Origin of the sequence: Dyadobacter sp. 22481 (assembly GCF_052044875.1) — a bacterium.
Classification (GTDB): domain Bacteria; phylum Bacteroidota; class Bacteroidia; order Cytophagales; family Spirosomataceae; genus Dyadobacter; species Dyadobacter endophyticus.
This window is the reverse complement of the sequence record NZ_JBQENV010000003.1, coordinates 1,493,243-1,517,763: the sequence shown is the minus strand read 5'-3', so window position 1 is coordinate 1,517,763 and position 24,521 is coordinate 1,493,243. Positions and strand designations below refer to the sequence as shown.

Annotated in this window: 18 protein-coding genes and 1 pseudogene; 13 read left to right on the top strand and 6 right to left on the bottom strand. The window is 49.5% G+C overall.

Going from position 1 to position 24,521, the window contains the following annotated elements; translation table 11 throughout:
• Positions 1-7 precede the first annotated feature (7 nt).
• The 4 genes from ACTJJJ_RS25070 to ACTJJJ_RS25055 all read left to right on the top strand — a co-directional run bounded on the left by ACTJJJ_RS25070 (position 8) and on the right by ACTJJJ_RS25055 (position 6,607).
• Complete coding sequence (locus ACTJJJ_RS25070) at positions 8-220, top strand: hypothetical protein (RefSeq protein ID WP_188936812.1); 213 nt, start codon at positions 8-10, stop codon at positions 218-220.
• A gap of 372 nt (positions 221-592) precedes the next feature.
• The gene (locus ACTJJJ_RS25065; protein WP_440703365.1) at positions 593-1,822 is read left to right on the top strand and encodes a multidrug effflux MFS transporter; all 1,230 of its coding nucleotides are present in this window, start codon (positions 593-595) and stop codon (positions 1,820-1,822) included.
• A gap of 24 nt (positions 1,823-1,846) precedes the next feature.
• Positions 1,847-3,757: an AAA domain-containing protein gene (locus ACTJJJ_RS25060; RefSeq protein WP_440703364.1), complete on the top strand. Its 1,911-nt coding sequence runs from the start codon at positions 1,847-1,849 to the stop codon at positions 3,755-3,757.
• A 96-nt stretch (positions 3,758-3,853) separates the two neighbouring features.
• The gene (locus tag ACTJJJ_RS25055) at positions 3,854-6,607 is read left to right on the top strand and encodes a DUF5686 and carboxypeptidase regulatory-like domain-containing protein (RefSeq protein WP_440703363.1); all 2,754 of its coding nucleotides are present in this window, start codon (positions 3,854-3,856) and stop codon (positions 6,605-6,607) included.
• Between the two features lie 54 nt (positions 6,608-6,661).
• Here the strand turns inward: ACTJJJ_RS25055 and ACTJJJ_RS25050 are convergent, their stop codons facing one another.
• Together ACTJJJ_RS25050 and ACTJJJ_RS25045 are read right to left on the bottom strand one after the other, a co-directional pair.
• Positions 6,662-7,117 carry a PDDEXK nuclease domain-containing protein gene (locus ACTJJJ_RS25050; protein ID WP_440703487.1) on the bottom strand — a complete coding sequence of 152 codons (456 nt, stop codon included), beginning with the start codon at positions 7,115-7,117 and terminating at the stop codon, positions 6,662-6,664.
• A gap of 171 nt (positions 7,118-7,288) precedes the next feature.
• A pseudogene (locus tag ACTJJJ_RS25045) lies at positions 7,289-7,667 on the bottom strand (DUF1016 N-terminal domain-containing protein); the annotation flags it as partial.
• A gap of 225 nt (positions 7,668-7,892) precedes the next feature.
• On the opposite strand from ACTJJJ_RS25045, the gene ACTJJJ_RS25040 reads away from it, so the two are divergent.
• Entirely contained in the window at positions 7,893-8,525 is a 633-nt protein-coding gene (locus ACTJJJ_RS25040; RefSeq protein WP_440703362.1) for an NAD(P)-dependent oxidoreductase, read from the top strand.
• 55 nt (positions 8,526-8,580) lie between these two features.
• Here the strand turns inward: ACTJJJ_RS25040 and ACTJJJ_RS25035 are convergent, their stop codons facing one another.
• Complete coding sequence (locus tag ACTJJJ_RS25035) at positions 8,581-11,556, bottom strand: FAD-binding and (Fe-S)-binding domain-containing protein (RefSeq protein ID WP_426291928.1); 2,976 nt, start codon at positions 11,554-11,556, stop codon at positions 8,581-8,583.
• A 368-nt stretch (positions 11,557-11,924) separates the two neighbouring features.
• On the opposite strand from ACTJJJ_RS25035, the gene ACTJJJ_RS25030 reads away from it, so the two are divergent.
• Together ACTJJJ_RS25030 and ACTJJJ_RS25025 are read left to right on the top strand one after the other, a co-directional pair.
• A complete protein-coding gene (locus tag ACTJJJ_RS25030; RefSeq protein ID WP_440703361.1) occupies positions 11,925-12,164 on the top strand; it encodes a hypothetical protein in 240 nt (79 codons plus the stop codon).
• 12 nt (positions 12,165-12,176) lie between these two features.
• Positions 12,177-15,521: a VCBS repeat-containing protein gene (locus ACTJJJ_RS25025; RefSeq protein ID WP_440703360.1), complete on the top strand. Its 3,345-nt coding sequence runs from the start codon at positions 12,177-12,179 to the stop codon at positions 15,519-15,521.
• Positions 15,522-15,528: 7 nt separating this feature from the next.
• On the opposite strand, the gene ACTJJJ_RS25020 is transcribed toward ACTJJJ_RS25025, so the two are convergent.
• A complete protein-coding gene (locus ACTJJJ_RS25020; RefSeq protein ID WP_188936796.1) occupies positions 15,529-16,317 on the bottom strand; it encodes an SDR family oxidoreductase in 789 nt (262 codons plus the stop codon).
• A 177-nt stretch (positions 16,318-16,494) separates the two neighbouring features.
• Between ACTJJJ_RS25020 and purH the strand changes: the two genes are divergently transcribed.
• The 3 genes from purH to ACTJJJ_RS25005 all read left to right on the top strand — a co-directional run bounded on the left by purH (position 16,495) and on the right by ACTJJJ_RS25005 (position 20,688).
• Positions 16,495-18,030 (top strand): bifunctional phosphoribosylaminoimidazolecarboxamide formyltransferase/IMP cyclohydrolase, encoded by a 1,536-nt coding sequence (gene purH, locus ACTJJJ_RS25015; protein WP_440703359.1) that lies wholly within the window; start codon positions 16,495-16,497, stop codon positions 18,028-18,030.
• A gap of 57 nt (positions 18,031-18,087) precedes the next feature.
• Entirely contained in the window at positions 18,088-18,906 is an 819-nt protein-coding gene (locus tag ACTJJJ_RS25010; protein WP_440703358.1) for a hypothetical protein, read from the top strand.
• 162 nt (positions 18,907-19,068) lie between these two features.
• Positions 19,069-20,688: a sodium:solute symporter family transporter gene (locus ACTJJJ_RS25005; protein ID WP_188936789.1), complete on the top strand. Its 1,620-nt coding sequence runs from the start codon at positions 19,069-19,071 to the stop codon at positions 20,686-20,688.
• 72 nt (positions 20,689-20,760) lie between these two features.
• Here the strand turns inward: ACTJJJ_RS25005 and ACTJJJ_RS25000 are convergent, their stop codons facing one another.
• Entirely contained in the window at positions 20,761-21,204 is a 444-nt protein-coding gene (locus ACTJJJ_RS25000; RefSeq protein WP_188936787.1) for a peptidylprolyl isomerase, read from the bottom strand.
• A 128-nt stretch (positions 21,205-21,332) separates the two neighbouring features.
• Positions 21,333-22,112 (bottom strand): lytic transglycosylase domain-containing protein, encoded by a 780-nt coding sequence (locus ACTJJJ_RS24995; RefSeq protein WP_440703357.1) that lies wholly within the window; start codon positions 22,110-22,112, stop codon positions 21,333-21,335.
• 468 nt (positions 22,113-22,580) lie between these two features.
• On the opposite strand from ACTJJJ_RS24995, the gene ACTJJJ_RS24990 reads away from it, so the two are divergent.
• The 3 genes from ACTJJJ_RS24990 to ACTJJJ_RS24980 are packed head-to-tail and all read left to right on the top strand — an operon-like array spanning position 22,581 to position 24,520.
• Positions 22,581-23,771 (top strand): molybdopterin molybdotransferase MoeA, encoded by a 1,191-nt coding sequence (locus tag ACTJJJ_RS24990; RefSeq protein ID WP_440703356.1) that lies wholly within the window; start codon positions 22,581-22,583, stop codon positions 23,769-23,771.
• A 50-nt stretch (positions 23,772-23,821) separates the two neighbouring features.
• Positions 23,822-24,061 carry a MoaD/ThiS family protein gene (locus ACTJJJ_RS24985; RefSeq protein WP_440703355.1) on the top strand — a complete coding sequence of 80 codons (240 nt, stop codon included), beginning with the start codon at positions 23,822-23,824 and terminating at the stop codon, positions 24,059-24,061.
• A gap of 9 nt (positions 24,062-24,070) precedes the next feature.
• Positions 24,071-24,520 (top strand): molybdenum cofactor biosynthesis protein MoaE, encoded by a 450-nt coding sequence (locus tag ACTJJJ_RS24980; RefSeq protein ID WP_188936778.1) that lies wholly within the window; start codon positions 24,071-24,073, stop codon positions 24,518-24,520.
• Position 24,521: the final 1 nt, after the last annotated feature.

Genomic DNA, 24,521 nt, shown 5'->3' with positions numbered 1-24,521 from the left:
TATAAATATGGTAGCGACACTAGGTAACAACCCAGCGAAAAACTTGAAACCCGGCGCAGTGCTTACCGTCACGGGTGCCGGATCTGAATCGGAAGCCCAAAGAGAAGTGGCTGATTTTCTACAATTGAGTAACCGGAGCGACCTTGGCTATTTCCTTATTTCAAAGGATTATTTCCTGCTCTACCTGAAATCGGGAAGTTCGATTAGTGGAATTGCGTAAGCGTTAACTTTTCATTTTAAGAAGGACATGGTACAGAAGGGTACATTCAAATTGCTTGGGCAAAAGCTCATTAATATTATCATTCACAAAGAAGACGTTCTTAGGATTGCCCCTAATAAAAGAGGACAGGGGTGCATTATTTATCTCAAAAACAAAGTTCCCTACACAGTTAGTGAAAGCGAAAAAGAGGTGCAGAAGAAACTGAATTGGGTTGCAGCATGATCTTCGGTCTGTTGCCATGAAAATAAGAGCGGGCTCCGGTGCATAACCGGGGCCTTTTTGTTGGCGGTCGACTTAAATTCCCCCTTCCCCGAACCCAGCTGCAAGGTTCCGTGTTACCCAAACACCGAAATTTCCCACACCACAAAATCCATGTCCAAAAAGACTTATTTTTTCCTGATCCTCATTCTGGGGAGCCTGACTGCGCTTGGCCCTTTTTCAATCGATATGTACCTGCCGGGTTTTCCGGCCATTGCGCGTGATTTGAATACTACTGCTGCGAAAGTTTCTCAGTCACTATCCGGCTTTTTTGTCGGTATTTCGCTGGGCCAGCTGCTTTACGGGCCGTTACTCGACCGGTTTGGGCGAAAAAAACCACTGTTTATCGGGCTGACGGTCTATATTCTCGCCTCGGCGGGCTGTTCGGTAGCGGTCACGATCGAGCAATTGATCCTGCTCCGCGTGATACAGGCGATAGGCAGTTGTGCGGCGACAGTGGCTTCGGTAGCGATGGTGCGCGACCTGTTCCCGGTGAGCGAGAGCGCCAAAGTGTTTTCACTTTTGCTGCTTGTCGTAGGATTTTCACCCATGATCGCCCCGACGGCCGGCGGATATGTTACCGATGCATTTGGATGGCACGCCGTATTTGTCATTTTGACGATCATGGGCGTGGCTATTCTCGCGGCAACTGCGTTATGGCTGCCCGACAGCTACAAACCCGATAAAACGCTCTCTTTGAAACCGAGGCCGATCATTATGAACTTCCTCGAAGTATTCAGGGAACCTCAGTTCTACACCTACGCCATTACGGGCGCCATTGCCTTCGCGGGGCTGTTTGCCTATGTTTCTGGCTCGCCGATCGTGTTTATGGAGGTTTTTCATGTTGATGGGAAAGTTTATGGCTGGATTTTCGCGTTCCTGTCCGTCGGCTTTATTGGTTCGGGCCAGATCAATACTTTAATGCTGAGAAGATTTTCCAGCGAACAGATTATCAATGTGGCGCTGATATGTCAGGCTGTGATAGGCCTTACCTTTCTTGCCGCCGCATTAACCGACTCGCTTACACTTACCTCCACACTCGTATTTCTGTTTCTGTTCCTTTGCTGCGTAGGCTACACCTACCCGAACGCGGCCGCGCTCTCGCTCGCACCGTTCACGCGTAATGCGGGGAGCGCGTCGGCTTTGATGGGCGCATTTCAAATGGGCGCTGGTACGCTGATCTCCATTGCGATCAGTTTGTTCGATGAGCCTTCGATTATTCCCATGGTGACGGCCATGGCAGGTTCGGCTACGCTCGCGCTGATTGTGCTGGTGATTGGCAGGCGGTTCATCACCGACAAGGTAGAAGTGCAACAGGGAGCCGATGCCGGTGTGATGCATTAAGCGGCCGGTTTATTTAATTTGTAAATGGATTACTTCAAGCGACTACTCGAATTACTCAAAGTTGAAAGGGAGGAAGACAAGCAATCGTACCAGCGATTGATCGAACGGTCTTCTGTTTCCGAACGCCGTGCCAGCGGGCTGGCGTGGTATCCAATCGCGATCCGCGGCCAGGAAATGAGCCGCGGCGATTACCTTACCGTGGAAGTAGAACGCACCACGCATCAAGACCTGCCGCATCAGTTGCGGTTCGGGATGCCGGCGGTTTTATTCAGTAATCATGAACCTAAAAAAGACCGCGTCGAGGGGGTAATCTCACACCAGGGCGGTAACCGGCTGAAAATCACATTGCGCACCGACGAACTGCCCGAATGGTCGCGCGACGGTAAGTTGGGTATCGACCTGCTTTTCGATGACAATAGCTACGACGAAATGCAGTCGGCATTAAAAGCGGCGGATTCGCTTAGTTCGTCGGATAAAGAGGGGCATTTGATCAAAGTGTTGACGGGCGAGAAAGCGCCGTCATTTGATCAGGACATTTACCCTGTTACTTTACGTAAGTTGAACCCTTCGCAGCAGCGTGCCGTGCAGCAAATCCTTTCCGCGCAGGAGCTCGCGGTCGTGCACGGGCCTCCGGGCACGGGTAAGACCACTACTTTGGTGCAGGCGGTCAAGGCATTGGTTAAAAAAGATAACAGGCCCGTTCTCGTAGTTGCTCCGAGCAACACTGCTGTGGATCTGCTCAGTGAAAAATTGAGCGAGGAAGGCCTGAATGTGCTGCGGGTCGGGAACCCGGTGCGCGTTTCGGAGCGATTGTCGGCGTTGACTCTGGATAGTAAAATGGCGCTGCACGCCAGTGTCAAGGACATTAAGGCATTGAAAAAGCAGGCCAACGAGTACAAAAACATGGCGCACAAGTACAAGCGCCATTTCGGGAAAGCCGAGCGCGACCAGCGGAAAGCATTGTTCGATGAGGCGCACCGCATTATGAAGGACGTCGCAAATATGGAGCAGTACATTATCGATGACCTCCTTACCAAAACGCAGGTGGTGACGGCTACGCTCGTGGGCTCCAACCATTTCACCGTCCGGAATATGAAGTACCGCACCGTTGTAATCGACGAGGCAGGGCAGGCGTTGGAACCGGCGTGCTGGATACCGATCCTGAAAGCAGAGAAAGTGGTATTTGCCGGCGACCATTTGCAGTTGCCTCCGACGATCAAGTCGGAAGACGCGGCCAAAGGTGGACTGAGCACTACGCTGCTTGAAAAATGCGTGGCATTACACCCGGAATCGGTGGTGTTGCTGGAAGAGCAGTATCGTATGAATGAAGTGATTATGGGTTATTCGTCCAAAGTTTTTTATGAGGATAAGCTCAAAGCCCATGAATCGGTAGCGGGCCGTGTACTGTTCCCCGGCGAGGCGCCGCTGGCATTTATCGATACAGCCGGGTGTGGTTTTGATGAAAAACTGGAAGGTACCAGCTCCACCAACCCGGAAGAGGCCGTATTCCTTTTCAAGCATTTGACACAACTCGCTGCGGAATTTGCAGCGGTTAATCCAAATCGGGAAGATTTCCCGAGCATCGCCATTATATCGCCTTATAAAGAGCAGATTAACATTCTAAAAGACCAGCTCGCGCATACGGCCGATCTGAAACCCTATCTCGACAAAATAGCCGTCAATACGATCGACAGCTTCCAGGGGCAGGAGCGGGATATGGTGTACATCAGCATGACCCGCAGCAATGCCGAAGGGCAGATCGGCTTCCTCTCGGACATTCGCCGCATGAACGTGGCCATGACGCGTGCACGTAAGAAACTCGTTGTGATTGGCGATAGCGCGACGCTTTCGGTGTTGCCCTTTTATGAAAATTTCATAGCCTATGCCGAGGGTTTGAATGCCTATCAGAGCGCCTGGGAGTTTTCGGATTTGTAATTATGTGATGAGCGGATTTTCTTTTCAAAGCAACCGGATTAACTTTAAAAGCATCTAGCTGACACAAAGACATTCATCCGACTTGCTCAAAACCGTATGCTTAGACAGTATCTTCTTGCGTTTTGCCTGGCCCTTGTCACTTCTTTTACAGCTCTTGCGCAGGCGCCGGCAAGCGGGATAAAGGGTTTAATTAAAACAAAAAAAGGTGAACCGCTACCATTTGCCGCCATTATCGTCAAAGGCACGAGTGTCAGTACTATTTCAAATGAGGAAGGCCAGTACCAGCTCGATCTGAAACCGGGATATTATGAAGTGATCTTCCAATACCTGGGCTACAAAACCGGTCAGAAAAACTTTACCGTCGAGGAGAAAATGCAAACCTTCGACCTCACGATGGAAGAGCAGGCGCTTAACCTCGGGGAGGTTCGCATCGGCGCCCGGGACGAAGACCCCGCGTACACCATTATGCGGAGCGCCATTGCCAAAAGCCGCTATCATTTCCTGCAAGTGGACAGTTACACGGCCAAGGTATATTCCAAATCGTCGTTTGTGATCACCGACCTGCCGATGGAATTCCTTTATAAAAAGGAATTGAAGGAAATGGAAAAGGAGGCCAATTTCAAAAAGGGTGTACCCATGCTGAATGAGACAGTTTCGGAGGTGACGTTCCGCCAGCCCAGCGTGTACAAACAGCGGGTGGTGGCCACGCGGAGCAGCATGGACAAGAATATGGCCGATCCGAATATGTACCTCCTGGCCAGTTTCTACCAGCCGGAAGTTGTGAAGGCCGTTTCGCCGCTTTCGCCGCGTGCATTCGCCTACTACAAATTTGAATACCTGGGTGCGTTCCGCGAGAATGGTATTGAAGTCAACAAAATCAAGGTCACGCCGCGCAACTGGGGCGAGGGTGTTTACCGTGGCACAATCCAGATCATCGAGGGCGAATGGAGCATTTACAGCCTCGATCTGCAAACGGTCAATACCGGTTTTCGGCTCGATATCAAGCAGGTTTACAGCCCGGTGCAGGGTGTGTGGATGCCGGTTAACCAGCAATTTCACGTGCAGGGAGGCATTTACGGTCTGAAAGGAAAAGGCGATTTCGTGATCTCTCAGTCGTTCACGAATGTGAAGGTCAATCCCGCATTCAAACCGGATATCGTCGTGATCGATGACAAGAAATACGCCGAGGAGGCCAAGAAAGTGCGGTTGACCGGCCGGGAGATCAAGACACAGAGTATGGAGCAGGTGGTGAGCAAACAGAAAGAATTTTCGGCCAAAAACCTGCGGAAAATGATGAAAGAGTATGAAAAGCAGGACCTTAAAGAGAAAGAGAAGAAAGGAGAGGATATTGATTTGAGAATGAGCCGGGAAGATTCAACGCAGGTGGATTCAATGGCTACCAGGCGGACGATGGCTTTTTGGGACTCGTTGCGGACGGTCCCGCTTACCGTGGCCGAGGTGAAAAGCTACACACGGCTCGATAGTCTGGTGATCACCCATGAAGGATCTGAAAAACAGAAGGATAGCTTGAAAGCCAGCAAAGGCGATACAACCAAATTGAAGAAGGGAAGCAAATTTGGTTTCGGAGACTTGCTGACAGGGCATAATTTCCGCCTGGGCAAGGAAAGCCCTTTCCGGCTGGATTACATCGGGCCGTTGCCGGGTGTGCAGGTAAATACTGTAGAAGGATTGGTACTGAATGGTGCCGGGCTGAAATTGCGGCACTTGGGCGGGCGCAAGAAGACTTCAGGCAAGTCTGGTGTAGCCAGGAATGGTCAGGAGTGGTCAGTAGGTGGGCTGACGCGTTATTCGTTTGGGAGGAATAAATTGCTTGCGACAGGCGTGGGCGATTATGGCTGGGGGCGCAATGCGATCAGCATTTCCGGTGGGCGGGGCATTGCCCAGTTCAACGGTGAAAGTCCGATGCACCCGTTGCTGAATACGCTTACGACCCTGTTTTTAGAACAAAATTTTATCAAGGAATATCAGAAAGATTTCCTGCGGGTCGATTTCAAGAACAGCCAGGAAAATGAGCATTTTGAAATAAAAGCGAGCATAGAATACGCCGATCGCTCGGCATTGCCCAATCTCGAAAAGACCTCGCCCTACCGATGGATCGACTGGAAACGGCGGGAATTTACTTCCAATATCCCTGATAATGCAGAAAATAGGACCGATGCGGCCGTGTTGCCTCCGCCGATGCAAGCCCACCAGGCACTGACAGTCGGTATTGCTGCTTCGTACAAGCCCTGGCAGAAATACCGTACGCGTAGCGGCAAGACATCCTATTATGACGACGATTCGCCGAAGTTCTCGGTCAACTATCGCAAAGGAATTCACAATGCATTCGGCAGCGATGTGGATTTCGACTTTGTGCAGATCGGCATCCAGCATGGTTTCGAAACCGGTATCCGGAGCAAACTGCGTTACAAGCTGGCGGCTGGTTCATTCCTGAACAACAACGCCGTCCAATTTCCCGACTACCAGCATTTCGCAGGTAACCGCTTTTTCTTCCAGCTCGGCGATCCCGTCGGCACCTTCCGCATGCTCGATTACTACAAATACAGTACTTCAAAGGAATTCTTCGAAGCCCATGTCCTCACCGAGCTCCGCCAGTTCCTGTTAACCCAGATTCCCTGGTTTCGTATTCTGGGTGTGAAGGAAAATTTCTTCCTGCATTACCTCGCCACGCCGGATTCGGACAATTATGCTGAGCTGGGCTACGGCTTGGATATTGGCATTCGCTTCCCGCTGCGCGTGGAGGTGGTTAATAATTTTGAAGGGTTTAAATATAAGAGTACCGGGTTTAGGGTGGGGACTACGATGAATATTGGGTGGGGGAAGAATTAAGGTTTCCAACTTTTTAGGAATGGATTCCCAAAAAGTCGATGTTCCGCCCCTTTGTTAGTAGAAATCTCTAAGTTTGGCAGTAATTTCCTCTACGCTAGGTAGTAGTTGCCTATACTTTTTCGGCAATTGATTTGTCGTGTTGTAAGTAGCGACGCCAATGGGCAATGCAGTGTTCTTCAATGAATACTCAACAACAGTTCTGTCCTTGTTTTTGCAAATAATTATTCCAATTGACTCATTCTCGTGAGACAGCCTTACTTTGTCATTCAAAACTGAGAGATAGAACTCCATTTTACCTTTATGCTCCGGCTCGAACTCTCCTATCTTCAGGTCAATTGCGATCAGGCATTGTAGCCTGCGATGGTAGAGAAGTATATCCACCCAATAGTCCCGTTCTCCGACCTGAATGCGGTATTGGTTTCCGACGAAAGTGTAGTTGTTTCCCATTTCAAGAAGGAACTTCCTGATATTTTTCACCAATTGTTGTTCTAGTTCCGATTCGGAATGCAGCTCTGCGAGATCGAGGAAATCGAATGTGTAATTGTCTTTGACGGCCAGGAGCCCCTGCTTGTTTGCAGGCTGTGGCAGGGCATAGTCGAAATTGGTTTGATTGAGCAGGTAACGTTCAAATACTTTGTTCTCGATCTGATGGATCAGCGTGTTTTTTGACCAGTTGTATTTGCTTGTGGAAAGAATGTAAAACTGCCTTTCATGACTCACTTTACACTTAGACAATATGACCAAATGCTTGCTCCAGCTAATTTCTCCAACCAGTGGTTGGAGATTTGTATCTGAGTGATAATCAGTATAAAACTGGATCATAAATATTGGTGGTTGAAAAACCACCTGATTTTGGGAACTCCGCTTGCAGCTCTTTGGAAAGCGAAGTAACGATCGATTTACCCCAACTTTCGCTTTGTTTTTCTGCGATGGATTTGCCGATTTCCCAATACAACTGAATGAGTTTGACATACACTGTCTTTAAAGCCTCATACTGTGCCGAGCGTATTTTCTCTTTGATTTTGGTAATAAATTGTCTTTCCGAGTCTTCTATATCCATTTGTCAGATCAGTTAAGTTCTGACCTTTTGACGTTCGGATTCACATTTGGTAACAACTTGTAGAACAACATTTTTTGAAAAACACTGTTCGGTTACCTATCTTTACCCTCATTAAAATCTCCTGATAAAATAACAATTCACGACAGAATTGAGCGATGCTCTTCTGTCATCTTCCGGGTTCTTCACCTGGGATAATTTGTTACATCCGAATTTTATCAGAGAGAAATGAAAAAACTACAAAAAATAGCTGTGATCGGCGGCGGAGGTCGTACGGGGCAATATCTTGTCAATCAATTAATTGAAAAAGGTTATTCGTTAAAATTGCTGTTGAGGCATCCTGAACGTTTTACGATTCAGAGTCCGCAGATAGCGATCGTGCACGGCGATGCACTTAATCCTGAGGCTGTTCGGGCATTGCTGGAAGGCTGTGACGCCGTCCTGAGCACAGTGGGGCAGCGGCAGGGTGAGCCACTGGTTGCCAGCCAGGCTAGTGTCAATATCCTGCAAGCGATAGGAGACAGTCCGGCTCGGTTTGTGCTGCTGGCGGGTTTGAACGTGGATACGCCATCTGACCGGAAAAGTGAGGAAACAGCGAAAGCGACCGAGTGGATGCGCGCTAATTTTCCGGCTATTCACAACGACCGTCAGAAATCCTATTCGATACTGGCGGAAAGTAGTGTAGAATGGATCATGGTGCGGGTGCCTTATATTGAATTCAATGGAGTCAGTGGTGAGATCAAGGTAAATGCCACCGATTCGCCCGGAGCGAAGATCGACGCGGCGGATATTGCCGCATTTATGATCAGGCAGCTTACGGATGATACCTGGCTGCGGAAGGCGCCTTTCATATCCAATTAATAGAAAATGGCCGGCAAATGAATTTCGCCGGCCATTTCTTGTATTTCAAATATTTTTAAATCAATGCATTCCAAAGGATTTCCGCCGGGTGCAGCGCTTTCCGGCCGGTTCCGTCGTGGATCTGGTGGCGGCAGCTGGTGCCTGGCGCAGCGATGATCACTTCTTCCGGCTGCTGGCGAACGGTTGGGAACAATACCAGCTCGCCGATCTGCATGGAAATGTCAAAATGCTCCTTCTCGTAGCCGAACGAGCCCGCCATACCGCAGCATCCCGAGGGAATGAGCTGTACGGTGTAGTTCTCGGGTAGCGAAAGCATCTTTTTCGTCGGTATCATACTCGAAATCGCTTTTTGCTGGCAATGTCCGTGTAGCTTGATCAACTTTTTCTCTTTGGTAAACTGGTTTTTTGAAATGTTTTTCAGCTCGATCTCGCGCGCGATAAACTCGTCGAATTGCAATGCGTTCTGGGCAATCATTTTGCTGTCTTCTACCAATTCGTCACTCACGAGGTCGGGGTATTCGTCACGGAATGTCAGAATCGCCGACGGCTCAATGCCTACCAGCGGAGTATCGTGCGAGATAATGTCTTTCAACAGACGGATATTCTCTTCCGCGATTTTCTTCGCATCTCTCAGCAAGCCTTTCGAAAGCTGCGGCCGCCCGGAAGGACCGTGATTTGGTATAATAACCTCATAACCCAACTTTTCGAGCGCGAGAATGGCGGTTTTGCCAATCTCGACATCATTGTAATTGGTAAATTCATCGCAGAACAGGTATACTTTCCGTTCCGATTTAGGGGCGTTTCTCTTCCGCTGATCGTACCATTTTTTCAATGTCGTGCTGTGCAGCAACGGCATGGTACGTTCGGGGTGGAAACCCACGACGGTGTTCGCGATCTTGCGGAGCGGCGCGTTCTTGAAAATCAGGTTGTAGGCCCAGGGAACGTAGCTGGCAATACCTGTCATTTTTGAGAAATTACCGACCAGCCATGAGCGTACCGGAATGCCGTTTGCATCGTGATACTGCTGCAAAAACTCCATTTTCAACTTCGCCACATCCACGTTCGAAGGGCATTCGCCTTTACAGCCCTTGCAGGCGAGACATAGGTCGTACACTTCTTTGATCTCCTTGTTGTCGAACCGGTTTTCCTTGGGCGAGCGCGTGAGCATTTCGCGCAGGATGTTCGCGCGGGCGCGGGTAGTATCCTTTTCATTGCGGGTGGCCATGAAGCTCGGGCACATCGTGCCGCCGCTCAAATGCGTTTTTCGGCAGTCCCCCGAGCCGTTGCATTGCTCGGCGTGTTGGAGGATATCCTGGTCGTGGAAGCGGAAATTTGTTTTGAATTCAGGTGTCTTCTGGTCCGCCTCATAGCGCAGGAACGTATCCATCGGCGCGGTATCGACGATCTTGCCCGGATTGAAGATATTGTTAGGGTCCCAGGCCTTCTTAATGTCTTTAAACAACTGATAATTATGCTGGCCGACCATTTTCGGGATAAATTCCCCGCGCAGACGGCCGTCGCCGTGCTCACCCGAGAGCGAGCCGTCGTATTTCTTAACCAGATCCGCGATTTCCTCCGCGATCATCCTGAATTGGCGGTGTCCCTCGCTGGTTTTCAGGTTAATAATCGGCCGCAAATGCAGCTCGCCCGAGCCTGCGTGTGCGTAATGCACGGCCGACATCCCATTCTTTTTCAGTATTTCGTTGAACTCACGGATATATTCCGGCTGGTCGTACACGTCGATCGCCGTGTCTTCGATCACCGCTACTGCTTTTTCATCACCGGGAATATTGCCCAGCAAGCCGAGCCCGGCTTTCCGTAGTGTCCATATTTTTTTGGTGTCGTCCCCGAAAAGCAGCGGGTAGTGGAAACCGATGCCGGCTGCTCTGAATTCCTTTTCCATATCGGCGGCCAGCTGTTCCACTTCTTCTCTGGTCTCTCTCGAAAGATCTACGACCAGGATCGCGGGAAATTTGCCGTCCGGCTTGTTCTTGACAAAAAAAGCATTTTTACGTTGTTCGACGTTGGTCGCCGCGCATTCCAGCACGTACTCGTCAATGAGCTCCACCGCTTGCGGGCCGTATTTGAGGGTGAGAATGGTCGCCCGTAAAGCTTCGTCAATCGTATCGCAATGCACGCAAACCAGGCCCTGCGTTTTAGGCGGTAGCGGTACCAGATTGACTTTAATTTCTGTCAGAAAACACAATGTTCCTTCCGAGCCCGCTATAAGGCTGCACATATTAAACGGCCTGTCCGAAGCGGTGCCTGTGGTATAAGGCGCCATATTCAGCAGCATATCGAGCGCATAGCCCGTATTACGACGTTCCACGGATGGTTTCGGGAAGTTTTTCCGGATCTCGGCCTGGTTTTCAGGCGAGTTCAGGATAGCGTCGGTTTTTAGGTATATTTTATCCAGAAGCGATGCGCTGCCGTTTTTCTGGCGAGCGTTGTTCAGTAGCGACTGCAGATCGTTGCTGTTCACATTCTTGAATTCGGCGTCACTGCCGTCAGCCAGGATCGCCTTCACTTCCAGTAAATGCTCCCGCGTGCTTCCGTATACGATGGAGTTGGAGCCGCAGGAATTGTTGCCCACCATTCCGCCGATCATGGCGCGGTTTGCGGTAGAAGTTTCGGGGCCGAAATACAGTCCGTAGGGTTTGAGGGCCATGTTCAGCTCGTCGCGCACGACACCCGGCTGCACACGTACCCAGCGTTCCTCTGCATTTATTTCAAGTATTTTGTTGAAATTTTTCGAAACGTCTACTATTATACCGTTACCTACCACCTGGCCGGCCAGCGAGGTGCCTGCGGTGCGGGGGATCAGTGAAACTTTCTTGTCAGTGGCATACGAAATGAGCGTTTTGAGATCACCGAGCGATTTAGGGATCGCCACGGCAATCGGCATTTCGCGATAGGCGGACGCATCTGTTGCATATAACGTCCGCATGGTATTATCATAAAAGAGATCACCTTCGAGGCGTTGTGCAAGCAAACTCAGATCTGCATCTGATACTGGAGACAGGGATGTCATAAATGCAATTAACTGGAAAAATAACGAAGTCAAAGTTACGCACAACCGCGAAGGAAGTCCAGCAAAAAGTTGGGTAAAGTGGGAAGCGAGACATTCGGGCTTGCTCCATGTATTGTATTATCCAGATTCTTTGTATTATTTTGTATAAGGCATGGTGTAAAGTTTATATTTTTTCATCCTAAAATTCATAATGACGGCTTTGATCTGGCATGTTGTCGAACAAAGTATGGAACGAATGTTAAAATGATACATCATCACCTCCTTTGAGCCCCAGTTATATTTAACCTATGATGAATTTATCCTTTCATGTACTCCGCCAACATGAATTCCCGGCTGCTGTTCCACGCGCCAGGACAAAACCGTTGTTTTTGAAATTAGGAATTTTCACCCTGCTGCTGGCTGCGTCTTTTTTCCATACGGATCTGAAAGTTGATAGGACAAGTTCTGCCGGCAGTAATGATTTTGGCGCTTGTACAGATCAGAATAGCATCTTTGCTTCGGATGCGCCGTCGGGCTGGAACGGGTTTACGACTTTGGCCGATTTTTATGACACTTTCGAAAAGGAAGGTGCGGGAGTCGGAAAGCCCGCATCAGGGAGTGGTAAGTAATATTCCGGTATAATGACGACGAACTGTTTTGCCGCTTTCCGCATGCTGGTCTTGCTCGGCGGCCTGTGTGCCTTGTTCTCCTGCACCGATTCCGAAAAAAATACGAACGCCCTTTTTGAAGAAATGGATGCATCCGAAACCGGCATCGGCTTCGTGAACAAAATTGAGGACCGGGAGGATATCAACATTTTCAATTACCGTAATTTCTATAACGGCGGCGGCGTGTCAATCGGCGACATTAACAATGATGGCCTTCCCGATATCTATTTCACCGCCAACATGGGTGAAAACAAACTTTACCTTAATAAAGGCAATTGGAAGTTTGAGGATATCACTGCGAAAGCAGGCGTAGCCGAATCCGACAAATGGAGTACCGGCGTGGTAATGGCCGATGTGAATGGCGATAACCTGCTGGATATTTACGTCTGTAATGCGGGCTATCAGAAGTTTTTGAATAAACAGGGTAATTCACTTTATATCAACAACGGCGATCTGACATTCACAGAATCAGCCAAAAAATACGGCCTGGATGAAACAGGCTACACCACGCACGCCGCATTTCTGGATTATGACCTTGACGGCGACCTCGACGCCTATGTGCTGAACAACAGTTTTATTCCCGTCAATACCCTCAATTACGCCAACGACCGCAACCGCCGCGCGAAAGACTGGCCCGTGAAGGACTTTCTCAAAGGCGGCGGGGCCAAGTTGCTTCGTAACGACGGAGGAAAATTCGTGGATGTAAGCGAGGAAGCAGGTATTTACGGAAGCCTGATCGGCTTCGGACTTGGCGTGACCGTGGGTGATATCAATGGGGACCTTTATCCCGATATTTACATTTGCAACGATTTCTACGAGAAGGATTATCTGTATATCAATCAAAAAGACGGTACTTTTTCGGAAGAGCTCGAAAAGCGCATCAAGCACACGAGCCTCGCATCGATGGGAGCCGATATGGCGGATATTAACAATGACGGTTACCCCGAGCTGTTCGTAACGGACATGCTACCGCGCGACGAGTACCGTTATAAAACAACTACCTCGTTTGAGAACCACTACCTCTTTAATCTGAAAAAGGAGAAGGGTTTCTATAACCAGTTTATGCAGAACAGCCTCCAATTCAACAATCAGGACGGCACATTCAGCGAAATTGCCAATTACTCGGGCGTGGCCGCGAGCGATTGGAGCTGGGGCGCATTGCTTTTCGATGCGGATAATGACTCTAAGACGGATATTTACGTGTGCAATGGTATTTACCACGACATTCTCGATCAGGACTTTATCGACTTTTTTGCCAACGAGGTAACACGTAAAATGGTCATGTCCGGCGAAAAGGAAAACATGCAGGGAATCATCGACCGCATGCCTTCTACGCCCATTGCCAACAATTTCTTCCATAACGAAGGAAACCTGCAATTCAAGGAGAAGGCGAGGGAGTTCGGGTTCGGGAAGGCATCGTTTTCTAATGGCGCAGCTTATGCCGACCTGGATAACGACGGCGACCTGGACCTGGTGGTCAATAATGTAAATGAGCCCTGTTTTGTATATAAAAACAAATCGGAAACGCAGAAGGACAAAAATCATTACATTAAATTCATTCTCAAAGGTGCTGGCCTGAACACCCGGGCTATCGGGGCCAAAGTGGAGGTCTACGCTGGCGGGCAGGTGTTCAGCAAGCAAGTGAGCCCGTCCCGCGGATTTCAGTCGAGTACGGAATACCCGCTGACGATCGGTTTAGGGAAAATTGCGACGATCGATTCGGTACGCGTGCTCTGGCCGAGCAGTAAAGTGACCACCATCCGCGCTGCTAAGCGTGATACGACATTGACACTGGCTATGGGCGACGCCCAAGACCCGTACAATGGGCGGGTGAGCAGGCAGAGCCCAATGCTCACGAATGTGCCGGTGAAGGGGCTTGATGCGCATCGGGAAAACCGGTACGAGGATTTTTACAATGAAAGAAACATCCCGGTAATGCTCTCACAGGAAGGTCCGAAAGCGGCGATCGGTGATGTGAATGGTGATGGGCTCGAAGATCTTTATGTGTGCGGTGGAAAAGGGCAGGGCGGACAATTGTATTTGCAAAAGGGCGGTCAGTTCTTGAAGTCGCCGCAGAAGGCATTCGGCGATGCGGTGGGTTTTGAGGACACGGCGGCATTGTTTTTCGACGCGGATGGAGACGGCGATCGCGACCTGGTTGTTGGAAGTGGTGGAAATGAGAGCCTTGCCGGTAAACCCGATTTGCCCACGCGCCTCTACCTGAATGACGGGAAAGGCAATTTTACGCATAGTAACCGCGCATTGCCGCCCAATGCGATGAACACTGCGGTGATCGTGGCCGAAGATTTCGACCGCGACGGCGATCTCGATTTGTTCGCAGGCAGCCGGAGCGTTCCCCGCGAGTATGGTTCGAGCCCTTCGAGTTACATTTACCAGAATGACGGCAAAGGCAATTTTAAGGACGTTGCCAGGACAATGGCCCCCGAATTGGCCCGGGTGGGCATGGTACGCGACGCGGCCTGGGTTGATATCGATGGCGAGGGACAGAAAGAGCTGATCGTTGTCGGAGATTGGATGGCACCTGTGGCTTTCAGGTTTTCGGGAGGTCGCTTCAAAAAGATAGCAACTGGCCTCGAAGCGTACGCGGGTTTTTGGGGTTCGCTGAAAACCGGTGACTTCGATGGTGATGGCGATCAGGACTTGGCATTGGGAAATATAGGAGAGAACTTCACACTCAAAGCCGCGGTGGGAGCGCCACTAAAAATGTGGATCAATGATTTCAATAAAAACGGAACCATAGAAAAGGTCATTTCCAAAACCATCGATTCGAAAGACATTCCTGTGTTGCTGAAACGCGAAATGACCGCACAATTCCCTTTTCTCAAAAAGAAAAGTATCAAGCACTCGGAATATGCGGTGCTCACGGTTCAAGACCTTTTTCCGGACGACCTGATCCAATCGGCGGTGGAGAAATCGGCAACTTACCTGCAATCGGGCATTGCGGTGAATGACGGAAAAGGGCAGTTCAAAGTGGTGGCACTGCCATACCTGGCACAATTCTCCTGCCTGAATGCGATCCAGAGCGAGGACGTGAACCATGATGGCAAGCCGGACCTCATTGTGGGCGGAAATTTTACCCATTTCATTCCGCAACTAGGGGCGCTCGATGCATGCCGCGGAAATGTGTTGATCAATAAAGGTAATATGCAGTTTGAAGTTTTACAGGCCAGGGAAAGCGGTTATGCGCTAGATGGCGAGGTGAAGCAAATCAGCCCGATTACCATCGCCGGGCATCCTTTCCTGATCAACCTCGTCAATAATGCTGCGCCTGTTTTGTTTAAAATAAACCAATTGTAAATCACGATCACAAACTCTCCGTTCTTCCTCCATCCACTGCAAGGCTCACCCCGCTGATGCTTCCCGCCGCTGGACTGGCCAGAAAAGCTACCGCGGCAGCCACTTCTTTCGCTTCGCCGAACCGACGGATAGGAATGCCCGCTTTCAGCTCTTCCGCCACCTGCTCCCTGGTTTTGCCCTGATTTTTGCCCCGCATTTCCAGCACAGCATCCAACCGTGCCGTTTCGGTGTAACCCGGCAGTACATTGTTGACAGTGATACCATATTGCCCGAGTTCGAGCGACAACGTTTTGGCCCAGCTCGCTACGGCCCCGCGAATGGTGTTGGATACCCCCAGGCCGATAATCGGCTGTTTCACCGAGGTGCTGATAATGTTGATAATGCGGCCAAAACCTTCCTTCTTCATCGACGGTACTACCGATTGCGCCAGGAACTGGTTGTTGATGACGTGCATTTGAAAAGTTTTCAGGAACTGCCCGGTTTCCGCTTCGATGATCGGCCCGCCGGAGGGACCGCCTGTGTTGTTGACGAGTATATGCACCTCGGGACAAAGACGGAGGTAATTTTCAATAGCGGATTTTAAGGCCTCATGGTCGGCGAAATCGGCCACCACGTACCGGTGGAGCTGGCCAAGGGAAGTGTCCAGGTCTTCGACGGCCTCCCGCAGTTTTTCTTCATTCCGGGCGACGAGGGTCACATTTGCACCCAGCAATGCGAGTTCAACGGCGGCTGCGAGCCCGATGCCCTGGGTACTTCCGCATACCAGTGCTGTTTTTCCGGTCAGGTCGAGGTTCATGGTTTTAGCTTTTTAAACTTGGTTTCAGAATGATAACGTTTTGTTTTTCGTCTGCTCCGCTTCCGGTTTCGTTGATTTTTCGGCTATCTTTGCGGTTTATTTTTCCATATGGGACAAGCCGAAATGCCGAATGTAAGCAAAATCCCGCATTTGTAATCTTAGAGCAAACGTTGCACAATGTCTAAAAAAATCCAATCCGCGCTTATTTCTGTTTATTACAAAGACGGACTTGAGCCTTTGGTCCGCCTCCTGCACAACAACGGTGTAAAGCTGTACTCGACCGGAGGAACTCAGACTTTCATTGAAAATCTCAACATTCCCGTAACCGCTGCCGAAGAGCTGACCGGTTATCCTTCGATTTTCGGCGGGCGTGTTAAAACGCTTCACCCGGCTATCATGGGGGGGATCTTGTACCGTCGCGACGACGCGGGCGATGTTGCGCAGGCTGAGCAATACAATATCCCTGCCATCGACATGGTGGTGGTGGATCTTTATCCTTTCGAGGAAACGGTGGCATCCGGAGCGAGCGAGGAGGACATTATCGAGAAGATAGACATTGGCGGTATCTCCCTGATCCGCGCAACGGCGAAGAATTTTAAAGATACATTGATTGTATCATCCCGCAGCCAGTATGCGGAAGTGGTTGAACTTTTGAATGCGAAAGCGGGTGCTACCGACATCGAAGACCGTCGTTACTATGCCGGCCTTGCATTCGGGGTGTCTTCGCATTATGACGGAGCGATCAACAGCTTCTTCACATCCGGGAAAGAAACGACCGATAAAGAGTTGTTCGATTTTACGAACCTTGCTTCCCAAACGCTGCGCTATGGCGAGAACCCGCACCAGAATGCGACCTACTATGGCTACCTGGAAGGTATTTTCGACAAACTGCACGGAAAAGAGCTTTCATACAATAACCTCGTGGACGTGGATGCGTGCGTGAGCCTGATCGACGAATTTGCCGATGCTCAGCCTACATTCGCGATCATCAAGCACACCAATGCCTGCGGTATCGCTACGGCGCCTACTGCGAAAGAGGCTTATGACAATGCGCTGGCTTGTGACCCGGTTTCAGCATTCGGTGGTGTGGTTATTACCAATACGAAGGTCGACCTGGCCACTGCGGAGGAGCTGAACAAGCTGTTCATGGAAATCCTCATCGCGCCTGCTTATGACGACGATGCGTTGCAGCTTTTGAAATCCAAAAAGAACCGCATTTTGCTGAAACGTAATGCAGTGGTGTTGCCGCAGATTATGTTCAAAACTATTTTGAATGGGGTATTGGTGCAGGATAAAGACCTGGCTACCGAGGTTGCGGCGCAGTTTACGACTGTTACCGAGAAGGCGCCGACTGCCAGCGAGGTTACAGCTCTTGAATTTGCATTGAAAGTTTGCAAGCATACCAAGTCGAACACCATCGTTCTGGCGAAAGAAAACCAGTTGCTGGCAAGCGGTACCGGCCAAACCTCACGCGTAGACGCATTGCGCCAGGCGATCGAGAAGGCGAAAGCGTTCGGCTTTGACCTGAATGGGGCAGTAATGGCTTCCGACGCATTCTTCCCGTTTGCCGACTGCGTGGAAATCGCGCATCACGCGGGCATTACTGCGGTTGTTCAGCCGGGTGGTTCTATTCGTGACAAGGATTCTGTGGAATATTGCAATGCGAATGGCGTTGCGATGGTAACTACGGGGGTTCGTCACTTTAAGCATTAACACTTATATTGCCACGAAGGCGCCATCGCGGTCCCTTCGTGGCAAAAATATTTTCTCTTGAAACCCAACCCACTCCGGAAAGTCTCCAGATTCCTTCTGACCGGATTAATTGTCCTGTTGGGCAGCCTCTTTTTCCTTTACCCTCAGATATTCTACTGCGAGCTCATCGCATTCTCCAAGTTTAATTCAACCGATAAAAAGGTCTATTTCAGCCCGGATATCAACCGAAATAAATACAAGACCCTTAAAAGCACCGTTGCACTCGCCGAGGCGCGCGTTGACTCTTTTTATCAGGGTAAAAAATCCAATCCTAAAATCATCATCTGCCTGACGGCGCAGCAATACAAAAAGTATTGCAGCAGCAACGAGGGTGCCGGATGCAGTATTGGCACGCCGTGGGGAAGTTCGTACGTGATCCTGAATGCCCAGGGAATGAACACCGATGTAATCGCGCACGAAATGAGCCATATCGAATTGTTGAAGCGCATTGGATGGTGGCGCACTACTAATGACATTCCCCAATGGTTCAACGAAGGCCTGGCGCTCATGCTCGACCGGCGTTTCGTGAGTGAAGCCACGCCGCGTGAGCGTTACCGGGCCTACCGTTACGAGTGGCGTTACTACACGCGCAACGGTCGCGACCTGCTTTTGCTCAAAGATATTTCTACTATGCGCGAGTTCTTTCTCGGCGATCAGAAGCATGTTATGACTGCCTATATGACAGCCGGAATGGAGGTTTCCTACTGGCTTTTGCTTCGCAGAGATGCTGGTTTGCAGCGTTTTATCGCGAGTATGCGGCAAGGCAACTCTTTTGAAGATGCCTATGGCCCCATGAGCCCGCACCATTTTAAAGATTCAAAGAAAATATCAGAGTAAAGCATTATGAATATGTGCTTGTAGGCTATATTTATGCGCTCCTTTTCAAAAGAGGAGCGAATATTGGCATGTTTGTTCAGATTTTGTATTATTTTTTGAATATACTGTACGTTTCAATCTAAGCTGATCAATTTCATTCATTCATCTATTTTATTATTTGAAATGCAACAATTACAAACCCTGGATTATGTCGTTTTCTTCTTTTACTTCATTGTAGTCTCCGGTTACGGTTATTGGATTTATCAGCGGAAAAAATCAAAAGTTGAATCTACAAAGGACTTCTTCCTGGCGGAGGGCTCGCTTACCTGGTGGGCGATTGGTGCTTCGCTGATCGCGTCGAACATTTCAGCAGAACAGTTTATCGGAATGTCCGGAAATGGTTTCTCAATGGGGCTAGGAATTTCCACCTACGAATGGATGGCGGCGGCAACACTCGTGATAGTGGCCGTCTTTTTTATGCCTATCTATCTCAAAAACAAAATTTACACAATGCCCCAGTTCCTCAGCCAGCGATACAACCAATCGGTGAGCTTGATTATGGCGGTCTTCTGGCTGGCGCTTTACATTCTTGTTAACCTTACTTCGATCCTGTATCTGGGCGCATTGGCCGTTTCAGGTATTTCAGGGCTTGATTTTCAGTTCTGTATGATCGCGTTGGCGACATTTGCTATTATCATTACGATCGGCGGAATGAAGGTAATCGGTTTTACTGACGTAATTCAGGTGTTTTTCCTTGTAATCGGCGGGTTGGCTACCACTTATCTGGCCATCAATCTGGTATCCGATAATGCAGGTGTTGAAGGAATTGTGCAGGGTTTCAAAGTAATGCGCGACAATCACGACGACCACTTCCACATGATTTTCCCAAAATCGAGCCCGTTCTATATGCAGCTGCCGGGTCTGGCGGTATTGCTGGGCGGTATGTGGATCGTGAACCTGAACTACTGGGGCTGTAACCAATACATTACCCAGCGGGCATTGGGAGCTGATTTGAAAACTGCGCGTAACGGTATCCTTTTCGCTGCGTTCCTGAAATTACTGATGCCGGTGATCGTGGTATTGCCGGGTATTGCGGCTTATGCATTGTACAGCAAAGGCATGTTCCAGGCGGAAATGCTCGGTGAGGACGGCGTGATTAATGCAGATAAGGCCTATCCTGTGCTCCTGAACCTGCTTCCTACCGGATTAAAGGGGCTTTCGTTCGCAGCGTTGACAGCCGCAGTAGTGGCGTCGCTGGCAGGTAAAGCGAACAGTATTTCGACGATTTTCACACTGGATATTTTCAAAAACTACATTGGCAAGAATGCCGACGAGAAAACGCTCGTGCGTATCGGCCGTGCGGTGGTTGTGATTTCAATGATCCTCGCGATCATCGTTTCTCCTTATATGGGCATCGATAAAAAAGGTGGTTTCCAGTTTATTCAGGAAATGACAGGTCTGTTGTCGCCGGGGATCTTCGCGTCCTTCATCATGGGTTTCTTCTGGAAACGCACCAACTCCGCGGGCGCATTGTTCGCGATCGTGGGCGGGTTCCTGATCGCATTGGCGATGCACAACAACTACTTCCCATTCGCCGATTGGACGCAAGTTCCTTTCCTCGACCGCATGGGCCTAGTGTTCCTGATATGCGTGGCGGTAATGGTAATTCTCGGTTTGATCATGCCCGACGAAAAGAAAGGCCTTGCCATCGATGCGTCGATGTTCATGCCACACCGTACGTTTGTAATCGGCGCGGTAGTCGTGATCGCTATCATTTCATACTTGTACGGGCATTTCTGGTGAGATAGCCAACATATACATACAAAAAGGGGCCGGAATCAACTTCCGGCCCCTTTTTGTATAATTCAGAAAAGCTTACGCCTGTTCTTCGATGATCGTGATCTTCTGGATCTTGTCACCCTGACGGATCGCGTCAACCGTTTCAACACCCTCTACCACGCGGCCGAAGCAGGTATGGTTTCTGTCGAGGTGTGCGGTGTTGTTGCGGCTGTGGCAGATGAAGAACTGTGAACCTCCTGTATTGCGGCCAGCGTGTGCCATAGAAAGCACGCCACGATCGTGGTACTGGTTGCCGCCTGTCAGTTCGCAATCAATTTTGTAGCCAGGTCCTCCACGGCCGGTGCCGGTAGGGTCACCACCCTGGATCATGAAGTCAGGGATTACGCGGTGGAAGATTACACCATCGTAAAAGCCTTTTTTAGAAAGATCAACAAAGTTTTTCACCGTATTGGGAGCATCCTCATCGTAGAATTCGATAAGCATCGTACCCTTATCGGTGATCATTTCCGCTTTTGTCATGTCTGAAAGTGAGTATTAAAAATTAAAGAACGTATTACCGGGGACGTTTTGGCCCATGCCATAACAACACAAAGAAAAGGATAATGTATCCTTTTCTTCTTATCAACTTTCAAATAAAATAGTGGGGATTATGATCCGGTCTCGGACGAGATCTCGGCTTTGGCCAATGCTGCGGCTTTTTTCTGCGCAATCTTGAATGCAGAAATACGGTCTACCACGTCACCGCTTCCCCATTCGCGGCTTCTTTCGGGATTGGAGAACCATTCTTTTACGGCAAGGATCTTATAGATGTACCGCGCAGTCTCGGAATTGAGACGGAGCTTGAAATAATCATCTTTGTTCTGCGAATCCATCCTGTTCTGGATGTGCGTCGGGCCTGCATTGTAAGCAGCAGCTACTAATGTCCAGGAACCCAGTTGTTTATACAAGTCACGCAGGTATTTTCCTGCGGCGTGGGTCGATTTGACCAAATGTTTGCGGTCGTCCCTGGTTTCGTTTACAACCAGCCCGAGAGATTTGGCAGTAGAAGGCATCAGTTGCCAGTATCCGCCTGCGCCGCGACGGGATGTTACCTCGTCCTTCATGGCACTCTCTATCAATGGAATATATTTAAAATCGGCTGGTACTCCGTACTTCCTGAGAATGGGTTCTATGACCCGCATCCTCTTTCTTGTTGTGGTCATCAGCTTACGAAAAGTGGGATTGTCGTAATTTCTGATCGTGTTTTGATATCGCTCGGCGATTCGAAGCTCTGATAAAGGAATGGCTTCGCCACAGAAGTCAATAGCAAGAAGATCTGAATCAATAATGTTAGTTTCTTTCAGTTCCTTCTTTTCCACCCCCACCTCGTTCACCGGACTTTTGCCGAATATTGCGATTGAGAAGGCCATAAAGATAAGTCTAATCATGCATTTTGTATTTCGTGAAACATCATTTTAGGCACATGGCCGAAGTGCAAAGATAACGGTATTGAATAAATAAAATTTCAATTTGGGGTAAAAAACTGATTTATAGGGGTTTGGTAAAAGTAATTCTAGGATAAAAATAAGATCGCTACATTCTGCATCCGGCTAGTGATGCTGAATAAAAACCGCGCCAGGCTAACGGAACGTGAAATTTTAATTGGTAAAAAGCGCTAAGCACAAAATGTGAAATCTTGCATTGAATGTAATTATAGTAAGAGAGCGGTTTTTGGATAGAAGTTTTAACAGTTGATGGTCAGTTGGTTACAAAATGTGTTTTGTGGGGATAATGGTATTATTGTGGAAAATGTCGTCAATTGTAAGCAAAAACCGGTATTCGGGAGACATTTTTAAGCTTCTCCATTTGCATCCGCAATGTGTTAACTTGCACCTCTGCATGGTATTTTTCATAATATGGTCACAGTCAACGAGGCGAAACAGAGAATTATTGCCAACACCGGAACATTGCCAGCGGTGCAAATGCCCTTATCAGAGGCCATAGGGAGTTATCTGTCGGAAGATGTGATCTCGCCGATAGCGCTTCCGCCGTTCAGGCAGTCGTCGATGGACGGTTATGCTATCCTGCATTCGGATGTTACGGAACCGGGCATAGCGCTGCGCCTCGCAGGAGAGTCGAAAGCCGGGCAGGCCGATTTGCCGGTTGTGAGCGCGGGTACGGCCGTGCGCATATTCACCGGCGCACCGGTGCCTGAGGGGGCCACGGCCGTAGTGATGCAGGAAAATACGTCATTGAGTGATCGGTCTGTTCAAATTCATGAATTTCCGGTTGCGGAAGGTAAGAATGTCCGCCGGGCAGGACAGCAGATCGCACAGGGAGCAGTCGCATTACGTGCAGGAGCGCTCGTTTCGCCGGGTGCTGTCGGTTTTTTGAAGGGAATGAATGTAAATGAGGTGACGGTCTATTCCAAGCCGAAGGTTGGCCTCCTCGTTACCGGTGACGAGTTGCTGAAAGCGGGCGAAGCGTTGGTGCCGGGAAAGATATATGAATCTAATTCTGCCATGCTGCAAGCCGCACTGGCGCAAGCCGGCATCGGGGACTTTTCGATAAGCTATGCGTCCGATGATCTGGATGCTACCATCGCAGCGCTTGAAGTGTTATTAGAGGAACACGACGTCGTTCTGGCCTCTGGGGGCATTTCGGTGGGAGATTATGATTTCGTAGGAAAGGCGTTGGAGGCATTGGGCGCCGAAACGATCTTTTATAAAGTAAGGCAAAAACCCGGCAAGCCGCTTCTTTTTGCCAAAAAAGAGGAAAAGTTGATCTTTGCGTTGCCGGGTAACCCGGCGTCATCGCTGGTTTGCTATTATGAATATGTGCTGCCCGCATTGAAAAAAATAATGGGGAGCAGGGAGCCGTTTTTAAGGTCTGTGCGGTTGCCCTTGCGGGATGCTTACCGTTTCGACGGAGAGCGCGACGAGTTTCTGAAAGCAAGGGTTGAAGGTAGCGAAGTCGTCTCGCTCGACGGGCAGGAATCGTTTGTGATAGGCTCGTTCGCAGTTTCGAATGCGATTATCTATTTACCTGTCGGGCAGAATCGTGTGGAAGCGGGCGAGCTCGTAGAAGTACATTTGCTTCCGTTCTGAACCCGGGGAACCAGTTGCGGGTTATTGGATTGAATGATGATAAGATACCAATGAGTTTTCAAGTCAAATATTTCGGAATGCTGGCCGAGATCGCCGGGCTTTCGGACGAAGTCTGGAACGCAGCCGGTGGCCTGACGGTGGGGCAGTTCCGTGAAGAAATACTGGACAAATACCCGGCTATGCGGGAGAAAAAATTCAAAATAGCGGTCAATCAGCGAATTTCGGAGGATTTTTTATTGATAGAAACCCCGGCCGAGATTGCATTGCTGCCGCCGTTTGCAGGAGGATAACAGGAGGACATGGAAAAAGCACATAAACCCAAAAAGGTTTTTATTCAAGGGCCTATCAGCCCTGATTTTGTCGCGAAGTCGATCGCAAGCCATCAATCCAAAACGGGGATTGGTGCTCATGCGATCTTTCTCGGGCAGATTCGCGCGGATCAGAAGGAAGGCGGACCGGTAACGGGAATCGACTATACGGCCTATGAGGAAATGGCCGAACAGGCATTTTACGACATCCGTGAGGCCGCGTTTGCGAAATTCGAGCTCACGTGTATGCATATTTACCACAGCCTGGGCCTTGTTCCGACAGGCGAGATCAGCCTTTTCGTATTCGTGTCATCCCCCCATCGCAGGGCGGCATTTGAGGCTTCGGAATATATTGTGGAAGAGATTAAGGCCAACGTGCCCATTTTTGGCAAAGAGCTGATAGGTGAGGCGGGGCAGCATGTCTGGAAGGAGAATAAATAAG